The organism is Ralstonia flatus (assembly GCF_958439105.1).
Taxonomy (GTDB): domain Bacteria; phylum Pseudomonadota; class Gammaproteobacteria; order Burkholderiales; family Burkholderiaceae; genus Ralstonia; species Ralstonia flatus.
The window spans coordinates 43,575-58,777 of the sequence record NZ_CAUDLI010000009.1; the positions used below are offsets into that span (position 1 = coordinate 43,575).

The following is a 15,203-nucleotide window of genomic DNA, read 5'->3' on the forward strand; positions in this document are numbered from 1 at the left end:
GACGGCGGTTCTTGTCCAGCATTTCACGTTTTGGGTGAACTTGCTGCGCTAACTCGTTGATGTTAAGTTCGTTTGCACATTAAAAGATAACGGAGTCGAAGGTGAGGGTGAGCCAATACCGCCGGAGAGAATCGTCCCATCGCAGTCCTCGCTGGTCGGCCGTCGCGTTTGCTGCGGCGAGCCTGCTGCTGATCCAGCCCGCTGCGCAAGCGGCGGGTTTCGGCGCGCTGCATGTGCGTTCCAGCCTCGGCCAGCCGCTGCAGGCCGAAATCGATCTGACCGGCGTGACGCCCGAAGAGGCGCAAAACCTGGTCGCCAAGCTGGCTGCACCGGATGCCTATTCGCGTGCCGGGCTGACCTACAACCCGATCGTCTCCTCGCTGCGTGCCTCGTTGGAACGCCAGTCGAACGGCAATTACGTGGTGCGCCTGCGCTCGACGCAGCCCGTCGCAGAGCCGTTCGTCGATGTTCTGGTCGACTTGAACTGGGCGAGCGGCCACGTTTCGCGCGCCTATACGTTCCTGCTGGACCCGGTCGGCTCCAGCAATACCGCACAGAATTTCGCACCGACGCCGGTCGTCCAGGCCACGACGCCTGGCGCGGCAGAACCGGCACCGTCCGCTTCGACTGCTCAACCGCAAGCGGCGGCGCCGGCTGCCGCCTCGCCGGCACCGACGCGGCAGCCCCGTGCTACTCGTCAGGCGGCACGTCCGCAGCAAGCAGCGCCTGCTGCCGCCGCCCCGGATGCTACGCCCGGTGGTTCGTACACGGTGCAGCGTGGCGATAGCCTGTACGACGTGGCATCGACGGCCGCGCAAGGTCAGGACGCCGTTTCGCTCGACCAGATGCTGCTGGCGCTGTATCGCAACAATCCCAACGCTTTCATTGGTGGCAACATCAACCGGCTGCGTACCGGCTCGGTACTGAAGGTGCCGTCGCAGGCCGAAGCGCAGAAAACGCCAGCGCGTGAAGCGCGCCGCGAAGTCATTGCGCAGACGTCCGGCTTTGCCGGGTATCGCAACCGCCTGGCCACGGCGGCTGAAGCCAACGCCGCCACGGATACCGACTCCGCCCGCCAGCAGAGCGGTAGCGTGTCGGCCCGTGTGCAGGATCAAGCCACGCCGGCTGCCAGCGGCCGCGACGAACTGCGTCTCTCCAAGGCAGACCGTACCGGCAAGGCGGGTGCGGCAGCCGCCCGCGATGAGGAACTCGTCGCCAAGGAGCGTGCGCTCAAGGAAATGGAATCGCGCGTTGCGCAGTTGGAGAAGAATCTCTCCGACATGCAGCGCCTGGTCGAATTGAAGAACGCCGAGCTGGCCAAGGCGGCCAGCGCCGCCAAGCCTGCCGCTGGTGCTGCGCCGTCGACGGCCGCGCCTGCGGTGGCCGCGGCCAATGCCCCGGCACCCGCACCGGCCGCTGCTGCTTCGTCAGCGCCGGCTCCTGCTGCCGCTGCCGCTGCACCTGGAGAAATGGCCGCTGCTGCACCGGCATCGTCTGCGACGGCTGCGACGGCAGCTTCTGCGCCGGAAGCGGCATCGGCGCCGGTAGCGGCAGCTTCGGCACCGCAGGCGGCCAGCGCCCCGGTGGCAGCTGCTTCCGCGCCCGCCGCCGCACCGAAGAAGGCACCGGTGGTTGTGGCCCCGCCGCCCCCGATTCAAGAAGAATCGTTCCTCTCGTCGTTGCTGGGCAACCCGATGGCCTTGGGCCTGGGTGGCTTGGTCGTCGCGCTGCTGGGCGGTCTGGTGGTGTATCGCCGTCGCCAGCAGAAGCCTGAGCAGGCACATGGCTTCCAGGACAGCTTGCTGTCACAGGAAAGCACCGTGATGGCGGGAGCCAACTCGCTGTTCGGCGCGGCCGGCGGTCAAAGCGTCGACACCTCGCAGCACAGCGTGTTCGGTGCGGATTTCCGCATTGGCGGCGGCAACGAGAGCAACGAGGTCGATCCGATCGCCGAAGCCGATGTCTACATCGCCTACGGCCGCGACGTGCAAGCCGAAGAAATCCTGCGCGAGGCACTGGAGCAGCATCCGGAGCGCCAAGCCATTCGCCTGAAGTTGATGGAAATTTACGCCAATCGTCAGGATGCCCACGGCTTCCAGACCATTGCTGAAGAGATGCTGGCGCAGGTTGGCGCCGCCTCGCCGGAATGGGCGGAGGCTGCCGCAATGGGCCGCAAGTTCGATCCGGCCAATCCGCTGTATCTGACGGTGCAGGGTGACGGAAGCCATCCGGTTGCCGAAGCGCACGCAGAGCCCAGCCATGCAGGTGCCGCGGTTGCAGGCGCCGCTGCGCTGGCAGGTTTGGGCGCCGCGGTGGCCGCCGAAGCCTTCAGCCCGACGGTGACGGGGCAGACCACCCGTCGCGGTGATGACTGGACGACGCTGTCTCCGGATCTGGATCCGTCCGCGCCGTCGACGAAGGCACCGCAACTGGCCGATTTCGATCTGCCGCTGGAGTCCTTCCCGGCGCCGGCAGCGGGCGAGCCGATCACCGCGCCGGAAGAGGCCTCGGATATCTTCAAGGTGCATGCCGAACCCCAGGCCGATCTGCCCCAGTTCAACGCGCACGCTGGCGAGGCTTATCAGCCCGTCGCTACGCCGCCGCTGCACATGGATCTGTCGGACCTGTCGCTGGACCTGAACCCGACGCCGCCCGCGGCGGAAACGGCGGCTCCGGCAGCATCGGTCGCTGCCGAGGAAAGCCTGCCGAGCTGGGCGCAGCCGGCGGATCTGTCGCAGGCTCCGATGCACTTCGAATCCGAGCCACATCATGCGGAGCACGCCGAGGTTGCCAACGACGAGCCGCAATCGGCCATCCGTCTGGACACCAACCTGCCGCACACGCTGTCGGGCGAGCATGGTGCCGATGGTGTGCGCGATCTGCAGATCAAGTTCGATCTGGCCAAGGCCTACATCGAGATTGGCGATAAGGAAGGCGCTCGCGAACTGCTGCAGGAAGTGCTGGATCTGGGCGATCCGTCGTTCCACGCCGAGGCGCAAGCCTTGATGCGCCAGATCGGCTGACGCACCGCGTTCTACGCCATCGACAGCGCCGGCAGGGTGGTATCCTGCCGGCGTTTTTCTTTCTGCATGAGGATTCACACGGCATGACGCGCATCGCGCTTGGCATCCAGTACGACGGTGCCGCGTTTTCGGGTTGGCAATCGCAGCCGCACGGCAATACCGTGCAGGACGCGCTGGAGGCGGCGCTGCGGCAGTTTGCCGGCGTGGCGTTGCCGACCACGGTGGCCGGCCGTACCGACGCCGGTGTGCATGCGCTGGGCCAAGTGGTCCATCTGGACACTGACCTCGTGCGCGAACCGTTCTCCTGGGTGCGCGGAACCAACGCCTTTCTGCCGCCGACGGTGGCCGTGCGATGGGCGCAGGAGATGCCGGACGATTTTCACGCGCGTTTCTCCGCGCATCGCCGCACCTATTACTACGCACTGACCTTTGGCCCGACGCGGGCTCCGCTGCTCGAAGACAAGGCCGGCTACGTGATGCTGCCGCCAGGCCAATCCCTTGACGTGGCAGCCATGAACGAGGCGGCCCAGGTGCTGGTTGGAGAGCACGATTTCTCGTCGTTTCGCGCGGCCGAATGCCAAGCCAAGTCGCCCGTCAAAACGATGTATTCGATCGAGGTGCGAGGCGAGGGTGAATGGGTGTTCGTGCGCATTCGCGGCAGCGCGTTCCTGCACCACATGGTGCGCAACATCATGGGCTCCCTGGTGGCAATCGGGCGCGGCCGCCAGCCGGTGTCCTGGATGGGCGATGTGCTGGCCGCCCGCAGCCGCGTAGCCGCCGCGCCAACTTTCATGCCCGACGGCCTGTATCTGGCCGAGGTCGGCTATCCTGATGCTTTCTCGTTGCCGGCGTCTCCGGCATCGTCCAGCCTGTTTCGCGGCGTGTTCGACGAGCACGCCGGCCTGTGAATCCCGCTTCCGCCATGCCGTTGCACCGTACCCGTATCAAGCTGTGCGGCCTGACCCAGCCGGCCGACGTCGACCACGCGGTCGCGCTCGGCGCCGACGCGATCGGTCTGGTGTTCTATCCGCCCAGCCCGCGTTACGTCGCCATCGACCGCGCGGCTGAGCTGGCGCGCCGCGCGGGTCCGTTCGTCACCGTGACGGGCCTGTTCGTCAACGCCACCGCGGATGACGTGGCGCGCGTGCTCGACCAAGTGCCGCTGACGTTGCTTCAGTTCCACGGTGATGAGCCGGCAGAGCTGTGCGCAGAGATTGCCAGGAAGGCCCGGCTGCCATGGCTGCGCGCCCTGCGTGTTCAGCCTGGGGCCGATTTGGTAGAATTCACGGATCGGTTTGCCGCTGCTCAAGGCCTGTTGCTCGACGCATTTGTCGAGGGGTATGGCGGCGGCGGCCACGTCTTCGACTGGACCCTCATTCCTCCGCAATGGCTCCCGCAATCGCCATCCTTGCCAACCACAAGCGCCGCTCCTCGGCTCGTTTTGAGTGGTGGGTTGAGCGCGCAAAACGTCGCTGGCGCGATTGAACGCGTGCGGCCTTACGCTGTTGACGTCAGCAGCGGAATCGAAGCCGCACGGGGCGTGAAAGATCACGCCCGGATGACCGCATTTGTGCGTGCGGTCCGCGAGGCCGATGCAGCCCTGGGCGCATCGGTGCAGGCCTGAGCCGATCCGGCAGGTCTTTCGCGACGCACGCCTTCCTGAATATCTCCGCCGACGGGGCTTCACCCTGACCTCGGCGGACGCCTCGAGAGATTGCCATGTACAACCTGCCCGACGCCCACGGCCATTTCGGCCCCTACGGCGGCACCTTCGTTGCGGAAACGCTGTCCCACGCGCTGGATGAACTGCGCGACGCCTATGCGCGTTACCAGCACGATCCCGAGTTCATCAAGGAATACGAATACGAGCTGAAGCACTTCGTCGGCCGGCCGTCGCCGATCTATCACGCACGCCGCCTGACCGAACACTGCGGCGGCGCGCAGATCTACCTGAAGCGCGAAGACCTGAACCACACCGGCGCGCACAAGGTGAACAACGTGATCGGCCAGGCGCTGCTGGCGCGCCGCATGGGCAAGCCGCGCGTGATTGCGGAAACGGGCGCGGGCCAGCACGGCGTTGCCACCGCCACGATTGCGGCCCGCTACGGCATGGAATGCGTCGTCTACATGGGCAGCGAAGACGTGCGCCGCCAGGCCGCGAACGTTTACCGCATGAAGCTGCTGGGCGCGACCGTGGTGCCGGTGGAATCGGGCTCACGCACGCTCAAGGACGCGCTGAACGAAGCCATGCGCGACTGGGTGACCAACGTGGCCGACACCTTCTACATCATCGGCACGGTGGCAGGCCCGCACCCGTATCCGATGATGGTGCGCGACTTCCAGGCCGTGATCGGCGAGGAATGCAAGGTGCAGATGCCCGAGATGACCGGGCGCCAGCCGGATGCCGTGATCGCCTGCGTGGGCGGCGGCTCCAACGCCATGGGCATCTTCTATCCGTACATCGACCATGCCGACGTCAAGCTGATCGGCGTGGAGGCGGCGGGCGAGGGCATCGAAACCGGCCGCCACGCCGCGTCGCTCACGGGTGGCTCGCCGGGCGTGCTGCACGGCAACCGCACCTATCTGCTGCAGGATGAAGACGGCCAGATCATCGAGACGCATTCGATTTCGGCGGGGCTCGATTACCCGGGCGTCGGTCCGGAGCACGCCTGGTTGAAGGACGTGCAGCGCGCCGAATACGTCGGCATTACGGACAAGGAAGCCCTGCAGGCTTTCCATGACCTGTGCCGGATGGAGGGCATCATCCCTGCGCTGGAATCGAGCCACGCGCTGGCGTATGCGTGCAAGCTGGCGCCGACGCTCCCGAAGGACAAGATCCTGCTGGTGAACCTGTCGGGCCGCGGCGACAAGGATATGCATACCGTCGCCGAATTCTCCGGCATCAAGCTCTGACGGACGCCGCATGACCGAGCGCGCCATCGACGGCATCTTCAACGAGGACTGCATTACCGGGGTCGGGCATCTGGCCGACGGTAGCGTCGACCTCGTCATCGCCGATCCGCCGTACGGCCTGGGCAAAGATTACGGCAACGATTCCGACAAGCTGTCGGGCGATGCCTATCTCGCCTGGTCTGAGCGCTGGATCGATGCGGTGCTGCCCAAGCTGGCGCGCAACGGATCGCTCTACCTGTTCTGCACGTGGCAATACGCGCCGGAACTGTTCGTGATGCTCAAGCGACGCCTGACCATGGTCAACGAGATCATCTGGGACCGCCGCGTGCCGAGCATGGGCGGCAGCACGCGCAAGTTCTCGTCGGTGCACGACAACATCGGCTTTTTTGCCGCTTCGCGCGATTACTACTTCGATGTCGACGCCGTGCGCATTCCGTACGACGCCGAAACGAAGAAAGCACGCAGCCGCAAGCGTTTCGAGGGCAAGAAGTGGCTGGAAGTCGGCTACAACCCGAAGGACGTGTGGAGCGTGTCGCGCCTGCACCGGCAAGATCCGGAGCGCGCCGAGCACCCGACGCAGAAGCCGCTGGAACTGGTGGAACGCATGATCCTGGCAAGCTGCCCGCCGGGCGGCCTGGTGCTGGACCCGTTCCTGGGCAGCGGCACCACGGCGGCCGCGTGTGCAAGGCTGGGCCGCCGTTTCGCCGGCTTCGAGATCAACGCCGACTATTGCCGCGTGGCGCGCGAACGGGTGGCTGCTGTGCATGCCGCCGCTGACGCCAACGCGCAACCGACTGAATCGCAGGCGCCTGAGACCATCAGGGTCGCCTGAAACCTGATCCCCCTATGTCCCGCATCGCTCAAACCTTCTCACAACTGTCTGCGCAGGGCCGCAAGGGCCTGATTCCGTTCATCACGGCCGGCGATCCGTACCCCGAGATGACGGTCGACCTAATGCACGCGCTGGTCAAGGGCGGCTCCAACGTCATCGAACTGGGCGTGCCGTTTTCCGACCCGATGGCCGATGGTCCGGTGATCCAACGTGCGTCCGAGCGCGCATTGGCCAAGAAGGTGGGCCTGCGCACGGTGCTGGAGTATGTGCGTGCTTTCCGCACCACCGACTCGACGACACCCGTGGTGCTCATGGGTTACGCCAATCCGATCGAGCGGATGGGCGTCGAAGCCTTTGCCAAGGCGGCATCCGAAGCGGGCGTGGACGGTGTGCTCGTGGTCGACTACCCGCCCGAAGAATGCGAGGCCTTTGCCAAGACCATGCGGGCCGTCGGCATCGATCCGATCTTCCTCTTGGCGCCCACCTCCACCGAAGCACGCATCGCGCAGATTGCCCGTGTGGCGAGTGGCTACATCTATTACGTGTCGCTCAAAGGCGTGACGGGCGCGGCCACCATCGACCTGGACGCGGTGGCTGAGCGCATCCCGCAGATCCGCCAGCACGCGCGGCTGCCCGTGGGCGTCGGTTTCGGCATCCGTGATGCGGCAACTGCACGTGCGATCGGCGGTGTTGCGGATGCGGTGGTCATCGGATCCCGCATTGTGCAATTGTTGGAGGAAGCTCCTCGCGAACAAGCGGTACAATACTTGACTGATTTCATCGCGGAGATCCGCCAGGCGCTGGACGCCTGATCTGCGCGACACTGCATTCAAGGAGCACGCATGAGCTGGCTGGACAAACTGCTTCCGCCCAAGATCCAACAGACCGACCCGTCGCAGCGCAAGGGCATTCCCGAAGGCCTGTGGGTCAAATGCCCGGCTTGCGAGTCAGTGCTGTATCGGACCGACGTCGAGGCCAACCTGCACGTTTGCCCGAAGTGCGATCACCATATGCGCATCGGCGCCCGCGCCCGCCTGGACGCACTGCTGGACGCCGAAGGCCGCTATGAGCTGGGCCAGGAGATCCTCCCGGTCGACGCGCTCAAGTTCAAGGACACGAAGAAGTACCCCGACCGCATTAAGGCGGCGATGGACGACACGGGTGAAACCGACGCCATGGTCGTGATGGGCGGCGCCATTCACGCGCTGCCGGTCGTCGTGGCGTGCTTCGAGTTCGAATTCATGGGCGGCTCGATGGGCTCCGTGGTGGGCGAGCGTTTCACGCGCGGCGCACAGACGGCGCTGGAGCAGAAGGTGCCGTTCATCTGCGTGTCGGCCACCGGTGGCGCGCGCATGCAGGAAAGCCTGCTGTCGCTCATGCAGATGGCGAAGACGACGTCGATGATCCAGAAGCTGGCTGAAGCCAAGCTGCCGTTCATCAGCGTGCTGACCGATCCGACCATGGGCGGCGTGTCCGCCAGCTTCGCGTTCATGGGCGACGTGGTGATCGCCGAACCGAAGGCGCTGATCGGGTTTGCCGGCCCGCGCGTGATCGAACAGACCGTTCGCGAGAAGCTGCCGGAAGGCTTCCAGCGCGCCGAGTTCCTGCTGCAGAAAGGTGCCATCGACATGATCGTCGATCGCCGCAACATGCGCCGCGAGATCGCCGAGCTTCTGGCGCTCCTGCAGAAGCAACCGGCCGACGCACTGGCCTGATGCCGCACATCTGTTGAACCGAAGCGCGGGCGAGAGTCCGCGCTTCTTGTTTTTGCGCGGCCCGATTCGCTGATGCCGCGCCACCTATTTCGCATGCCTACATTCGATACGCTGCCCGACTGGCTCGCTCACCTGGAAACCGCACACCCGGTCGGCATCGACATGGGCCTGGCGCGCATCAGTCGCGTGCGCGATGCGCTCGGGCTGGAGTTCAAATCAGTCGTCTTCACGGTGGGCGGTACCAATGGCAAAGGCTCGACTTGCGCGATGCTGGAGGCGATCCTGCTGGCCGCTGGCTACAAGGTGGGTTGCCATACCTCGCCGCACCTGATCGATTTCAACGAGCGTGCACGCGTGAATGGCGAGATCGCCGCCGACGCGATGCTGCTGCCGCACTTTGAGGCGGTGGAACGCGCGCGCTGCAGCTTTCCCGAGCCCGTCAGCCTGACGTACTTCGAATTCACCACGCTGGCGATCATGCATCTGTTCGCCAACGCGGGTCTCGATGCGGTGATCCTGGAAGTCGGCCTGGGCGGTCGGCTGGATGCGGTCAACATTGTCGATACAGATTGTGCCGTCATCACCAGTGTCGATCTCGACCACATGGCCTACCTGGGGGACACCCGCGAGGCCATCGGCTTTGAGAAGGCCGGTATCTTCCGCGCAGGCAAGCCGGCGATCTGTTCTGACCCGGTGCCGCCCATTTCCCTGGTCAAACACGCTGAAGCGATCGGCGCAGACCTCTGGCTGATCGGCCGCGATTTCAACTTCCAGGGTGACAAGCAGCAGTGGGGCTTCAGCGGGCGCGGGCGTCGTTGGCCGAGCCTTGGCTACCCGGCATTGCGCGGGGCGAACCAACTGCTGAATGCATCGGCCGCGCTGGCAGCGTTGGAGTCGGTGCGCGACCGGTTGCCGATCTCGGCGCAGGACGTGCGTCTGGGGCTGTCGCAGGTGGTGCTGCCGGGGCGTTTCCAGGTGCTGCCGGGGCGTCCTTCCGTCGTCCTGGACGTCGCCCACAACCCGCACGCGTCGGCCGCGCTTGGTCAGAACCTCGAGAACATGGGCTTCTACCGCTACACCTACGCGGTGTTCGGCGCGATGCAGGACAAGGACATCGCCGGTGTGCTCGGCCACATGCTCGACAAGGTCGACCACTGGTGCCTGACCGATTTGCCCACGCCGCGCGCGGCGAGCGCCGCGAGCTTGGCCCAGGCGCTGGCCGATGCCGGTTTCCGCGAAGGCAAGGAGTCCAGCGTGAGCACATTCAGCGATCCCGCCACAGCCTATCGCAACGCCATGGAGCGGGCGACCGAGGATGATAGAATCGTGGTCTTCGGATCGTTCTACACCGTTGCCGGCGTGCTGGCGGAGCGCAAGAGTCGCGCGCACTAAACCCGGGGCCCTCATGGGACTGTTTTCCATCTTCTCCTCCCGCAAGAACGCTGAAGGCGAACGCACACGCGGCGCAACCGCCGGCAGTGCTGCCGATGTGGCCCGCGATGCGGTGCGCGGATCTCGCGCATCGTCGAATGCCCGCAGCCGGGCCTCGCGTCGCACCGACGATGACGACGACGGCCTTGATCCCGAACTCCCGCAAAAACAACGTGCTCGCCGCAGGCTGATCGGCGCCGTGGTGCTCGTGGGCGCCGCCGTGATCGTGCTGCCGCTCATATTCGACGCCAAGCCGCGCCCCGTGGCGGATGCCGTGGCCGTGCAGATCCAGGATCAGCCGGTCGATCGTGGGGCAAAGCCGTCGACCGACGAGCCGAAGGTCGCCAGCCGGCGCTCTGCGTCGCGTCCTGCAAATTCGTCGAGCGATCAGGCGCAGGCGCTTGATCAGGGCGAAGAGGTCGTCGCTAACAATGAAGCGCCGGCAGCTCAGGACGCACCGGCTGCAGCCAAGCCGGCGACACCGCCCAAGCCCGTCGCCAGCGTGACGCCACCCGCCGAGCCCAAGCCAGCGACGAAACCCGCCCAACCCGCACAGCAAGCAGCTGCACCGAGCACCGATGCCAGCGGCGGCAAGTTCATCCTGCTGATCGGCGCCTTCGCTTCCGAAGACCGCGCCCGCAATTGGCTGGGCAAGCTCAAGGGCGAAAAGATTCCCGGTTACATCGAACACAAGAAGGTGCCTGAAAAGGGCGATCTGGCGCTGCTGCGTGCGGGCCCGTTCAACGATCGTGCGTCCGCCGAAGCGGCGCAGAAACGTGCCGAGCAGATCGGCCTGACGCCCAAGCTCGTACAGCAATGACGATGCGGCCGACCGTGTATTCAGCGCACGCCGCATTCCGCCACCGTCAATTCAAGCCGCTGCCTGATGCAACCGACTTTTTTTGACTACGGTGTGCTGTTCATCATCGTCACGTCGGCGCTGATCGGGTTGTTTCGCGGGCTGATTCGCGAAGTGCTGGCGCTGCTCGGGTGGTTGTTTGCCGCGTGGGTGGCGTACACGTTTTCGGGTGTAGCGGCGGGCTGGATGCCGGAATCGCTGCCTGGTGGCCCGGTGGCACGCACCATTCTCGGTTTCGTCCTACTGTTTATCGTGACGGTGATTGCAACTTCGCTGGTTGGTGCGCTGCTTTCGGCGGCGCTGGCAAGCGCAGGGCTCAAGCCCGCAGATCGCGGCCTGGGGATGGTGTTCGGATTGGCACGCGGTGGCGTGATCATCCTCGTGTTGATGACGGTGGCCGGTTTCACCAGTCTGCCCGAGCAACCGTTTTGGCGCGATGCGATCACGCGGCCCTATGCGGAGCAGGCGGCACAAGCGGCCAAGCCGTTGTTGCCGCCGGATGTCGCAAAGTATGTTCACTATTGATCTGGAGCGTCTGGCCACAAGCTAGGCGATCCGGGAAGCTTTTTCGGTGCCCGCAACGGGTGTGGGCGCCATCAAATACGTTCTCGCTGGAGTTCGACATGTGCGGTATCGTTGGGGTGGTCTCCGCCACGCCCGTCAATCAGCTGATCTACGACAGCCTGTTGCTTCTGCAACACCGGGGGCAGGACGCGGCGGGCATCGCCACCGCATCAGGCAGCACTTTCCACATGCACAAGGCCAACGGCATGGTGCGCGACGTGTTCCGCACCCGCAACATGCGCGGCCTGCCGGGCACGAGCGGCATCGGCCAGGTGCGTTATCCAACCGCAGGCTCGTCCAGCGAGGAAGAGGCCCAACCGTTCTATGTCAACGCACCGTTCGGCATCGTGCTGGCACACAACGGCAACCTGACGAACTCCGACCAGCTTCGTGAAGAGATGTTCCGGCGCGACCGCCGCCACATCAACACGCAGTCTGACTCTGAAGTGCTGCTCAACGTGCTGGCCGACGAATTGCAACGCGCCAGCAACGATATTCCGCTGAACAGCGATTCCATCTTCACCGCGGTGGAAGGCCTGCACCGCCGCGTGCGCGGCTCGTACGCCATCGCTGCCGAGATTTCGGGCTACGGCGTGCTGGCTGTGCGCGATCCGTTTGGCATCCGCCCGCTGGCACTGGGTAGCCAGGAAACGCCGGAAGGCCACATCGAATATATGGTCGCGTCGGAGTCGGTGGCGCTGGAAGGCATCGGCTTCAAGTTCGAGCGTGACGTCGCGCCGGGCGAAGCGATCTTCATCGACCTCGAGGGCAAGCTGCACACCAAGCAATGCGCCGCCAACCCGGTGCTTTCGCCGTGCATCTTTGAATACGTCTACCTGGCCCGTCCGGATTCCCGCATGGACGGTGTGTCGGTGTACGACGCCCGCCTGCGCATGGGCGATTACCTGGCCGAGAAGATCAAGCGCGAGGTGACCGACCGGATCGACGTGGTGATGCCGATTCCGGATTCGTCCCGCCCGGCTGCCATGCAGGTGGCCAATCACCTGGGCGTGCCGTACCGCGAAGGTTTCTTCAAGAACCGCTACGTGGGTCGCACCTTCATCATGCCGGGCCAGGCGGTGCGCAAGAAGTCCGTGCGCCAGAAGCTCAACGCCATGGCGATCGAGTTCAAGGACAAGAACGTGCTGATCGTCGACGACTCCATCGTGCGTGGCACGACGTCGTCGGAGATCGTGCAGATGGCGCGCGATGCCGGTGCCAAGAAGGTGATCTTCGCTTCGGCCGCACCGCCGGTGAAGTTCCCCAACGTGTACGGTATCGACATGCCGACGCGCGGCGAACTGGTGGCTTATGGCCGCACGCACGAAGAGATCGCCAAGATCATCGGCGCAGACCAGCTCGTGTATCAGGACGTGGAAGACATGAAGCGCGCCGTGCGCGACGTCAACCCGGCACTGAAGGATTTCGACGCCTCGTGCTTTGACGGCAAGTACGTGACGGGCGACATTGACGAGGCGTACCTCGATCGCTTGGAAGCCGCGCGCAACAATTCGGCCAAGGCGGATCGTGAGAATGCGCAGAACGATGATCCGCGCACGCAACTGCACCTGCAGCGCTCTGCCGTGAACGAGTAAATCTCGAACGCAGCAAAGAAAAGCCCGTCATTGCGACGGGCTTTTTTGTTGGGCGTTGCGATCGTGCCTTACTTGAGCATGCGACGACGCAGCAGCCACAGGCACAGCAGCAGCGCGGCCACGGCGTATAGCAGCAAGACGCCGAGGTGCAGCGCGATGTTGTCAGGCGTGCGCCCGAGCATCAGGGGGCGGATCAAGTCCACCGCATGCGGCAATGGCAGGACGCTTGTCGCCGCGCGCACAGGCGCCGGCAGCTGTGACAACGGGAAGAACACGCCCGAGAGCAGCATCATCGGCGTGATTACCAGCGTCTGGTAGAACATGAAGAAGTCGTAGTTGGGCGCAAGCGCCGTCATGTTCATTGCCAGGCAGGCGAACGTGAAGCCGGTCAGCACGATGACGGGCAGGGCAAGCAGCGCCTGCGGCATCGACGCATAACCAAGGGCGCCCGCGACGAGCATGATCGCCAGGCCAGAGAGCACCGACTTGCTGGCCGCCCAGAACAGCTCGCCGAGGACCACGTCGCCCAGGCTCAGCGGCGCGTACAGGATCGCCTCCCACGTACGTTGCACGTGCATGCGCGAAAACGCCGAATACATCGCTTCGAAGCTCGCCGACATCATCGTGCTGGACGCCACGGTGCCGGCCGCCAGGAAGGCGATATACGACACGCCGTCAACGCGCCCGACGAGCAGGCCGAGCCCGAGGCCGAGACCGAACAGGTAGATCATCGGGTCGGCCAGGTTGCCTGCCATCGACGGAATGGCCAGCTTGCGCCACACCATGAAATTGCGCAGCCAGACGTACTGCCAGTTGCGGAAGTTGAGCGGCAGCAGCGGCTGCGGAAAGGCCTGCTGCTGTGGCGGAGTGAGTGCGGTTTCAGTAGACATGTGCGGTTCTCTCAGTCACGCATTTCGCGGCCGGTCAGGCGCAGGAACACATCTTCGAGATTGGCCGGGCGGTGCAGGTAGCGCAGGCCGGGCATGGTGTGCGTTTCGGCCTGTGTGCGCAGCGCGGCCACCAACGGCTGCGGATCGCGCGCGTAGCAGAAGAGCGTCTCGCCGCTGATTTCGACGCGCTCCGCCAGGGGCGTGAGCAGCGTGCGAAGGGCGTTGAGATCGTCGCCGTAGACTTCAACCACGTCGCAGCCGATTTCGCGTGCGATGAGTTCCTGCGGCTTGCCTTGCGCGATCTTGCGGCCGTTGTCGATCACGCAGAGTTCATCGCACAGGCGCTCGGCTTCTTCCATGAAATGCGTGGTCAGCAGGATGGTCTTGCCGGCAGCAAGCAACGAGCGCAGGCGTTCCCAGATCAGGTGCCGCGCCTGCGGGTCGAGGCCCGTGGTGGGCTCGTCCATGACAAGGATGTCCGGATCGTTGATCAACGCGCGTGCGACCGTCAGCCGCCGCTTCATGCCACCCGAGAGCGCGCGCACGGGCGCATCGGCTTTTTGTTCGAGCCGCGCAAATTCCAGCAAGGTTGGGATGCGTTCGCGAATGGTCGCCGTCGACAGGCCAAAGTAGCGACCGAAGATCCGCAGGTTTTCCGAGACGGAGAAATCAGGGTCGAGATTGTCGAACTGCGGCACCACGCCTACGCGCATGCGAGCGCGGTGCGCGGCTTCGGGAACCGGCTCGTCGCACAGCCTCAGGCTGCCCGCATCGGGCATCGTCATCCCGAGCAGCATGCGCAGCGTGGTGGTCTTGCCGGCGCCGTTGGGGCCAAGCAGCCCGAAGCACTGGCCGCGCCGGACGCTGAAGCTGAGGTTGTCGACAACCGTCTGGTCACCGTAACGTTTGCGCAGGCCCTCGACGCTCAGGATCGGTGTGCTGCTCACGCCAAAACCCTCTTGCTCGTATCGCACATTGCCTCCGTTGCAAAACGCCGATTATGCGCCGGCATTTGCATATGCGTATGAGGGGAATGTGCGATGGCGTGGTGTTGCTCTCAGGCAATAAAAAGGGCCAGGCGACGTGGCCTGGCCCGAGTTTGCAGCGCGCGTATCGCAGCGCGCTTGGCGGGGGTTACTTGGTGACGGCGTTACCCACCACGCCACCCAGCGCAGCACCGCCGAGCGTCGCGCCCGGGCCGCCCCAGATGGCCGCCCCGGCGACACCACCTGCGGCTGCGCCCAGCGCGGTATTACGCTGCTTTGGCGTCATGTCCGCGCATCCGCTGACGGATGCCAATGCGGCCGCCAGAACCAAGGATACGAAGGCACGCATAACAAACTCCTTTTGTCGTTTGTGTACCTCTATTGAAGGTCGTGCG

The 15,203-nt window shown here is 65.0% G+C and carries 14 protein-coding genes; 11 read left to right on the forward strand and 3 right to left on the reverse strand.

The window, feature by feature from the left end; genetic code table 11:
* Positions 1–101: 101 nt before the first annotated feature.
* The 11 genes from tapV (at position 102) to purF (ending at position 12,932) form a co-directional block, all read left to right on the forward strand.
* The gene (tapV, locus tag R2676_RS19300) at positions 102–3,023 is read left to right on the forward strand and encodes a FimV/HubP family polar landmark-like protein TapV (RefSeq protein ID WP_206275208.1); all 2,922 of its coding nucleotides are present in this window, start codon (positions 102–104) and stop codon (positions 3,021–3,023) included.
* An 83-nt stretch (positions 3,024–3,106) separates the two neighbouring features.
* On the forward strand, positions 3,107–3,931 hold the full coding sequence (truA, locus tag R2676_RS19305) for a tRNA pseudouridine(38-40) synthase TruA (RefSeq protein WP_316887313.1): 825 nt from the start codon (positions 3,107–3,109) through the stop codon (positions 3,929–3,931).
* A gap of 14 nt (positions 3,932–3,945) precedes the next feature.
* Positions 3,946–4,647, forward strand: a complete 702-nt coding sequence (locus R2676_RS19310; RefSeq protein WP_206275289.1) for a phosphoribosylanthranilate isomerase — start codon at positions 3,946–3,948, stop codon at positions 4,645–4,647.
* A gap of 95 nt (positions 4,648–4,742) precedes the next feature.
* On the forward strand, positions 4,743–5,936 hold the full coding sequence (trpB, locus tag R2676_RS19315) for a tryptophan synthase subunit beta (RefSeq protein WP_102067528.1): 1,194 nt from the start codon (positions 4,743–4,745) through the stop codon (positions 5,934–5,936).
* A 10-nt stretch (positions 5,937–5,946) separates the two neighbouring features.
* Positions 5,947–6,768: a DNA-methyltransferase gene (locus tag R2676_RS19320; RefSeq protein ID WP_206275209.1), complete on the forward strand. Its 822-nt coding sequence runs from the start codon at positions 5,947–5,949 to the stop codon at positions 6,766–6,768.
* Positions 6,769–6,782: 14 nt separating this feature from the next.
* The gene (trpA, locus tag R2676_RS19325) at positions 6,783–7,580 is read left to right on the forward strand and encodes a tryptophan synthase subunit alpha (protein WP_206275210.1); all 798 of its coding nucleotides are present in this window, start codon (positions 6,783–6,785) and stop codon (positions 7,578–7,580) included.
* 30 nt (positions 7,581–7,610) lie between these two features.
* On the forward strand, positions 7,611–8,483 hold the full coding sequence (gene accD, locus R2676_RS19330) for an acetyl-CoA carboxylase, carboxyltransferase subunit beta (protein ID WP_027681093.1): 873 nt from the start codon (positions 7,611–7,613) through the stop codon (positions 8,481–8,483).
* A gap of 93 nt (positions 8,484–8,576) precedes the next feature.
* Entirely contained in the window at positions 8,577–9,875 is a 1,299-nt protein-coding gene (gene folC / locus R2676_RS19335; RefSeq protein WP_206275211.1) for a bifunctional tetrahydrofolate synthase/dihydrofolate synthase, read from the forward strand.
* 13 nt (positions 9,876–9,888) lie between these two features.
* Positions 9,889–10,734 carry an SPOR domain-containing protein gene (locus R2676_RS19340; protein WP_206275212.1) on the forward strand — a complete coding sequence of 282 codons (846 nt, stop codon included), beginning with the start codon at positions 9,889–9,891 and terminating at the stop codon, positions 10,732–10,734.
* 66 nt (positions 10,735–10,800) lie between these two features.
* Positions 10,801–11,298 carry a CvpA family protein gene (locus R2676_RS19345; protein WP_102067533.1) on the forward strand — a complete coding sequence of 166 codons (498 nt, stop codon included), beginning with the start codon at positions 10,801–10,803 and terminating at the stop codon, positions 11,296–11,298.
* 98 nt (positions 11,299–11,396) lie between these two features.
* Positions 11,397–12,932 (forward strand): amidophosphoribosyltransferase, encoded by a 1,536-nt coding sequence (gene purF, locus R2676_RS19350; protein ID WP_206275213.1) that lies wholly within the window; start codon positions 11,397–11,399, stop codon positions 12,930–12,932.
* Between the two features lie 68 nt (positions 12,933–13,000).
* Here purF and R2676_RS19355 read toward each other — a convergent pair whose 3' ends face one another.
* The 3 genes from R2676_RS19355 to R2676_RS19365 all read right to left on the reverse strand — a co-directional run bounded on the left by R2676_RS19355 (position 13,001) and on the right by R2676_RS19365 (position 15,157).
* Entirely contained in the window at positions 13,001–13,822 is an 822-nt protein-coding gene (locus R2676_RS19355; protein WP_012762247.1) for an ABC transporter permease, read from the reverse strand.
* Between the two features lie 11 nt (positions 13,823–13,833).
* Positions 13,834–14,796: a nodulation factor ABC transporter ATP-binding protein NodI gene (nodI, locus tag R2676_RS19360; RefSeq protein WP_206275214.1), complete on the reverse strand. Its 963-nt coding sequence runs from the start codon at positions 14,794–14,796 to the stop codon at positions 13,834–13,836.
* A gap of 160 nt (positions 14,797–14,956) precedes the next feature.
* A complete protein-coding gene (locus tag R2676_RS19365) occupies positions 14,957–15,157 on the reverse strand; it encodes a glycine zipper 2TM domain-containing protein (protein ID WP_027681099.1) in 201 nt (66 codons plus the stop codon).
* Positions 15,158–15,203: the final 46 nt, after the last annotated feature.

Excerpts from the sequence above, each read along its gene's own strand:
- truA (WP_316887313.1), top strand. The coding sequence starts at position 3,107 with ATGACGCGCATCGCGCTTGGCATCCAGTACGACGGTGCCGCGTTTTCG.
- R2676_RS19310 (WP_206275289.1), top strand. The coding sequence starts at position 3,946 with ATGCCGTTGCACCGTACCCGTATCAAGCTGTGCGGCCTGACCCAGCCG.
- trpB (WP_102067528.1), top strand. The coding sequence starts at position 4,743 with ATGTACAACCTGCCCGACGCCCACGGCCATTTCGGCCCCTACGGCGGC.
- R2676_RS19320 (WP_206275209.1), top strand. The coding sequence starts at position 5,947 with ATGACCGAGCGCGCCATCGACGGCATCTTCAACGAGGACTGCATTACC.
- trpA (WP_206275210.1), top strand. The coding sequence starts at position 6,783 with ATGTCCCGCATCGCTCAAACCTTCTCACAACTGTCTGCGCAGGGCCGC.
- accD (WP_027681093.1), top strand. The coding sequence starts at position 7,611 with ATGAGCTGGCTGGACAAACTGCTTCCGCCCAAGATCCAACAGACCGAC.
- folC (WP_206275211.1), top strand. The coding sequence starts at position 8,577 with ATGCCTACATTCGATACGCTGCCCGACTGGCTCGCTCACCTGGAAACC.
- R2676_RS19340 (WP_206275212.1), top strand. The coding sequence starts at position 9,889 with ATGGGACTGTTTTCCATCTTCTCCTCCCGCAAGAACGCTGAAGGCGAA.
- R2676_RS19345 (WP_102067533.1), top strand. The coding sequence starts at position 10,801 with ATGCAACCGACTTTTTTTGACTACGGTGTGCTGTTCATCATCGTCACG.
- purF (WP_206275213.1), top strand. The coding sequence starts at position 11,397 with ATGTGCGGTATCGTTGGGGTGGTCTCCGCCACGCCCGTCAATCAGCTG.
- R2676_RS19355 (WP_012762247.1), bottom strand. The coding sequence starts at position 13,822 with ATGTCTACTGAAACCGCACTCACTCCGCCACAGCAGCAGGCCTTTCCG.
- R2676_RS19365 (WP_027681099.1), bottom strand. The coding sequence starts at position 15,157 with ATGCGTGCCTTCGTATCCTTGGTTCTGGCGGCCGCATTGGCATCCGTC.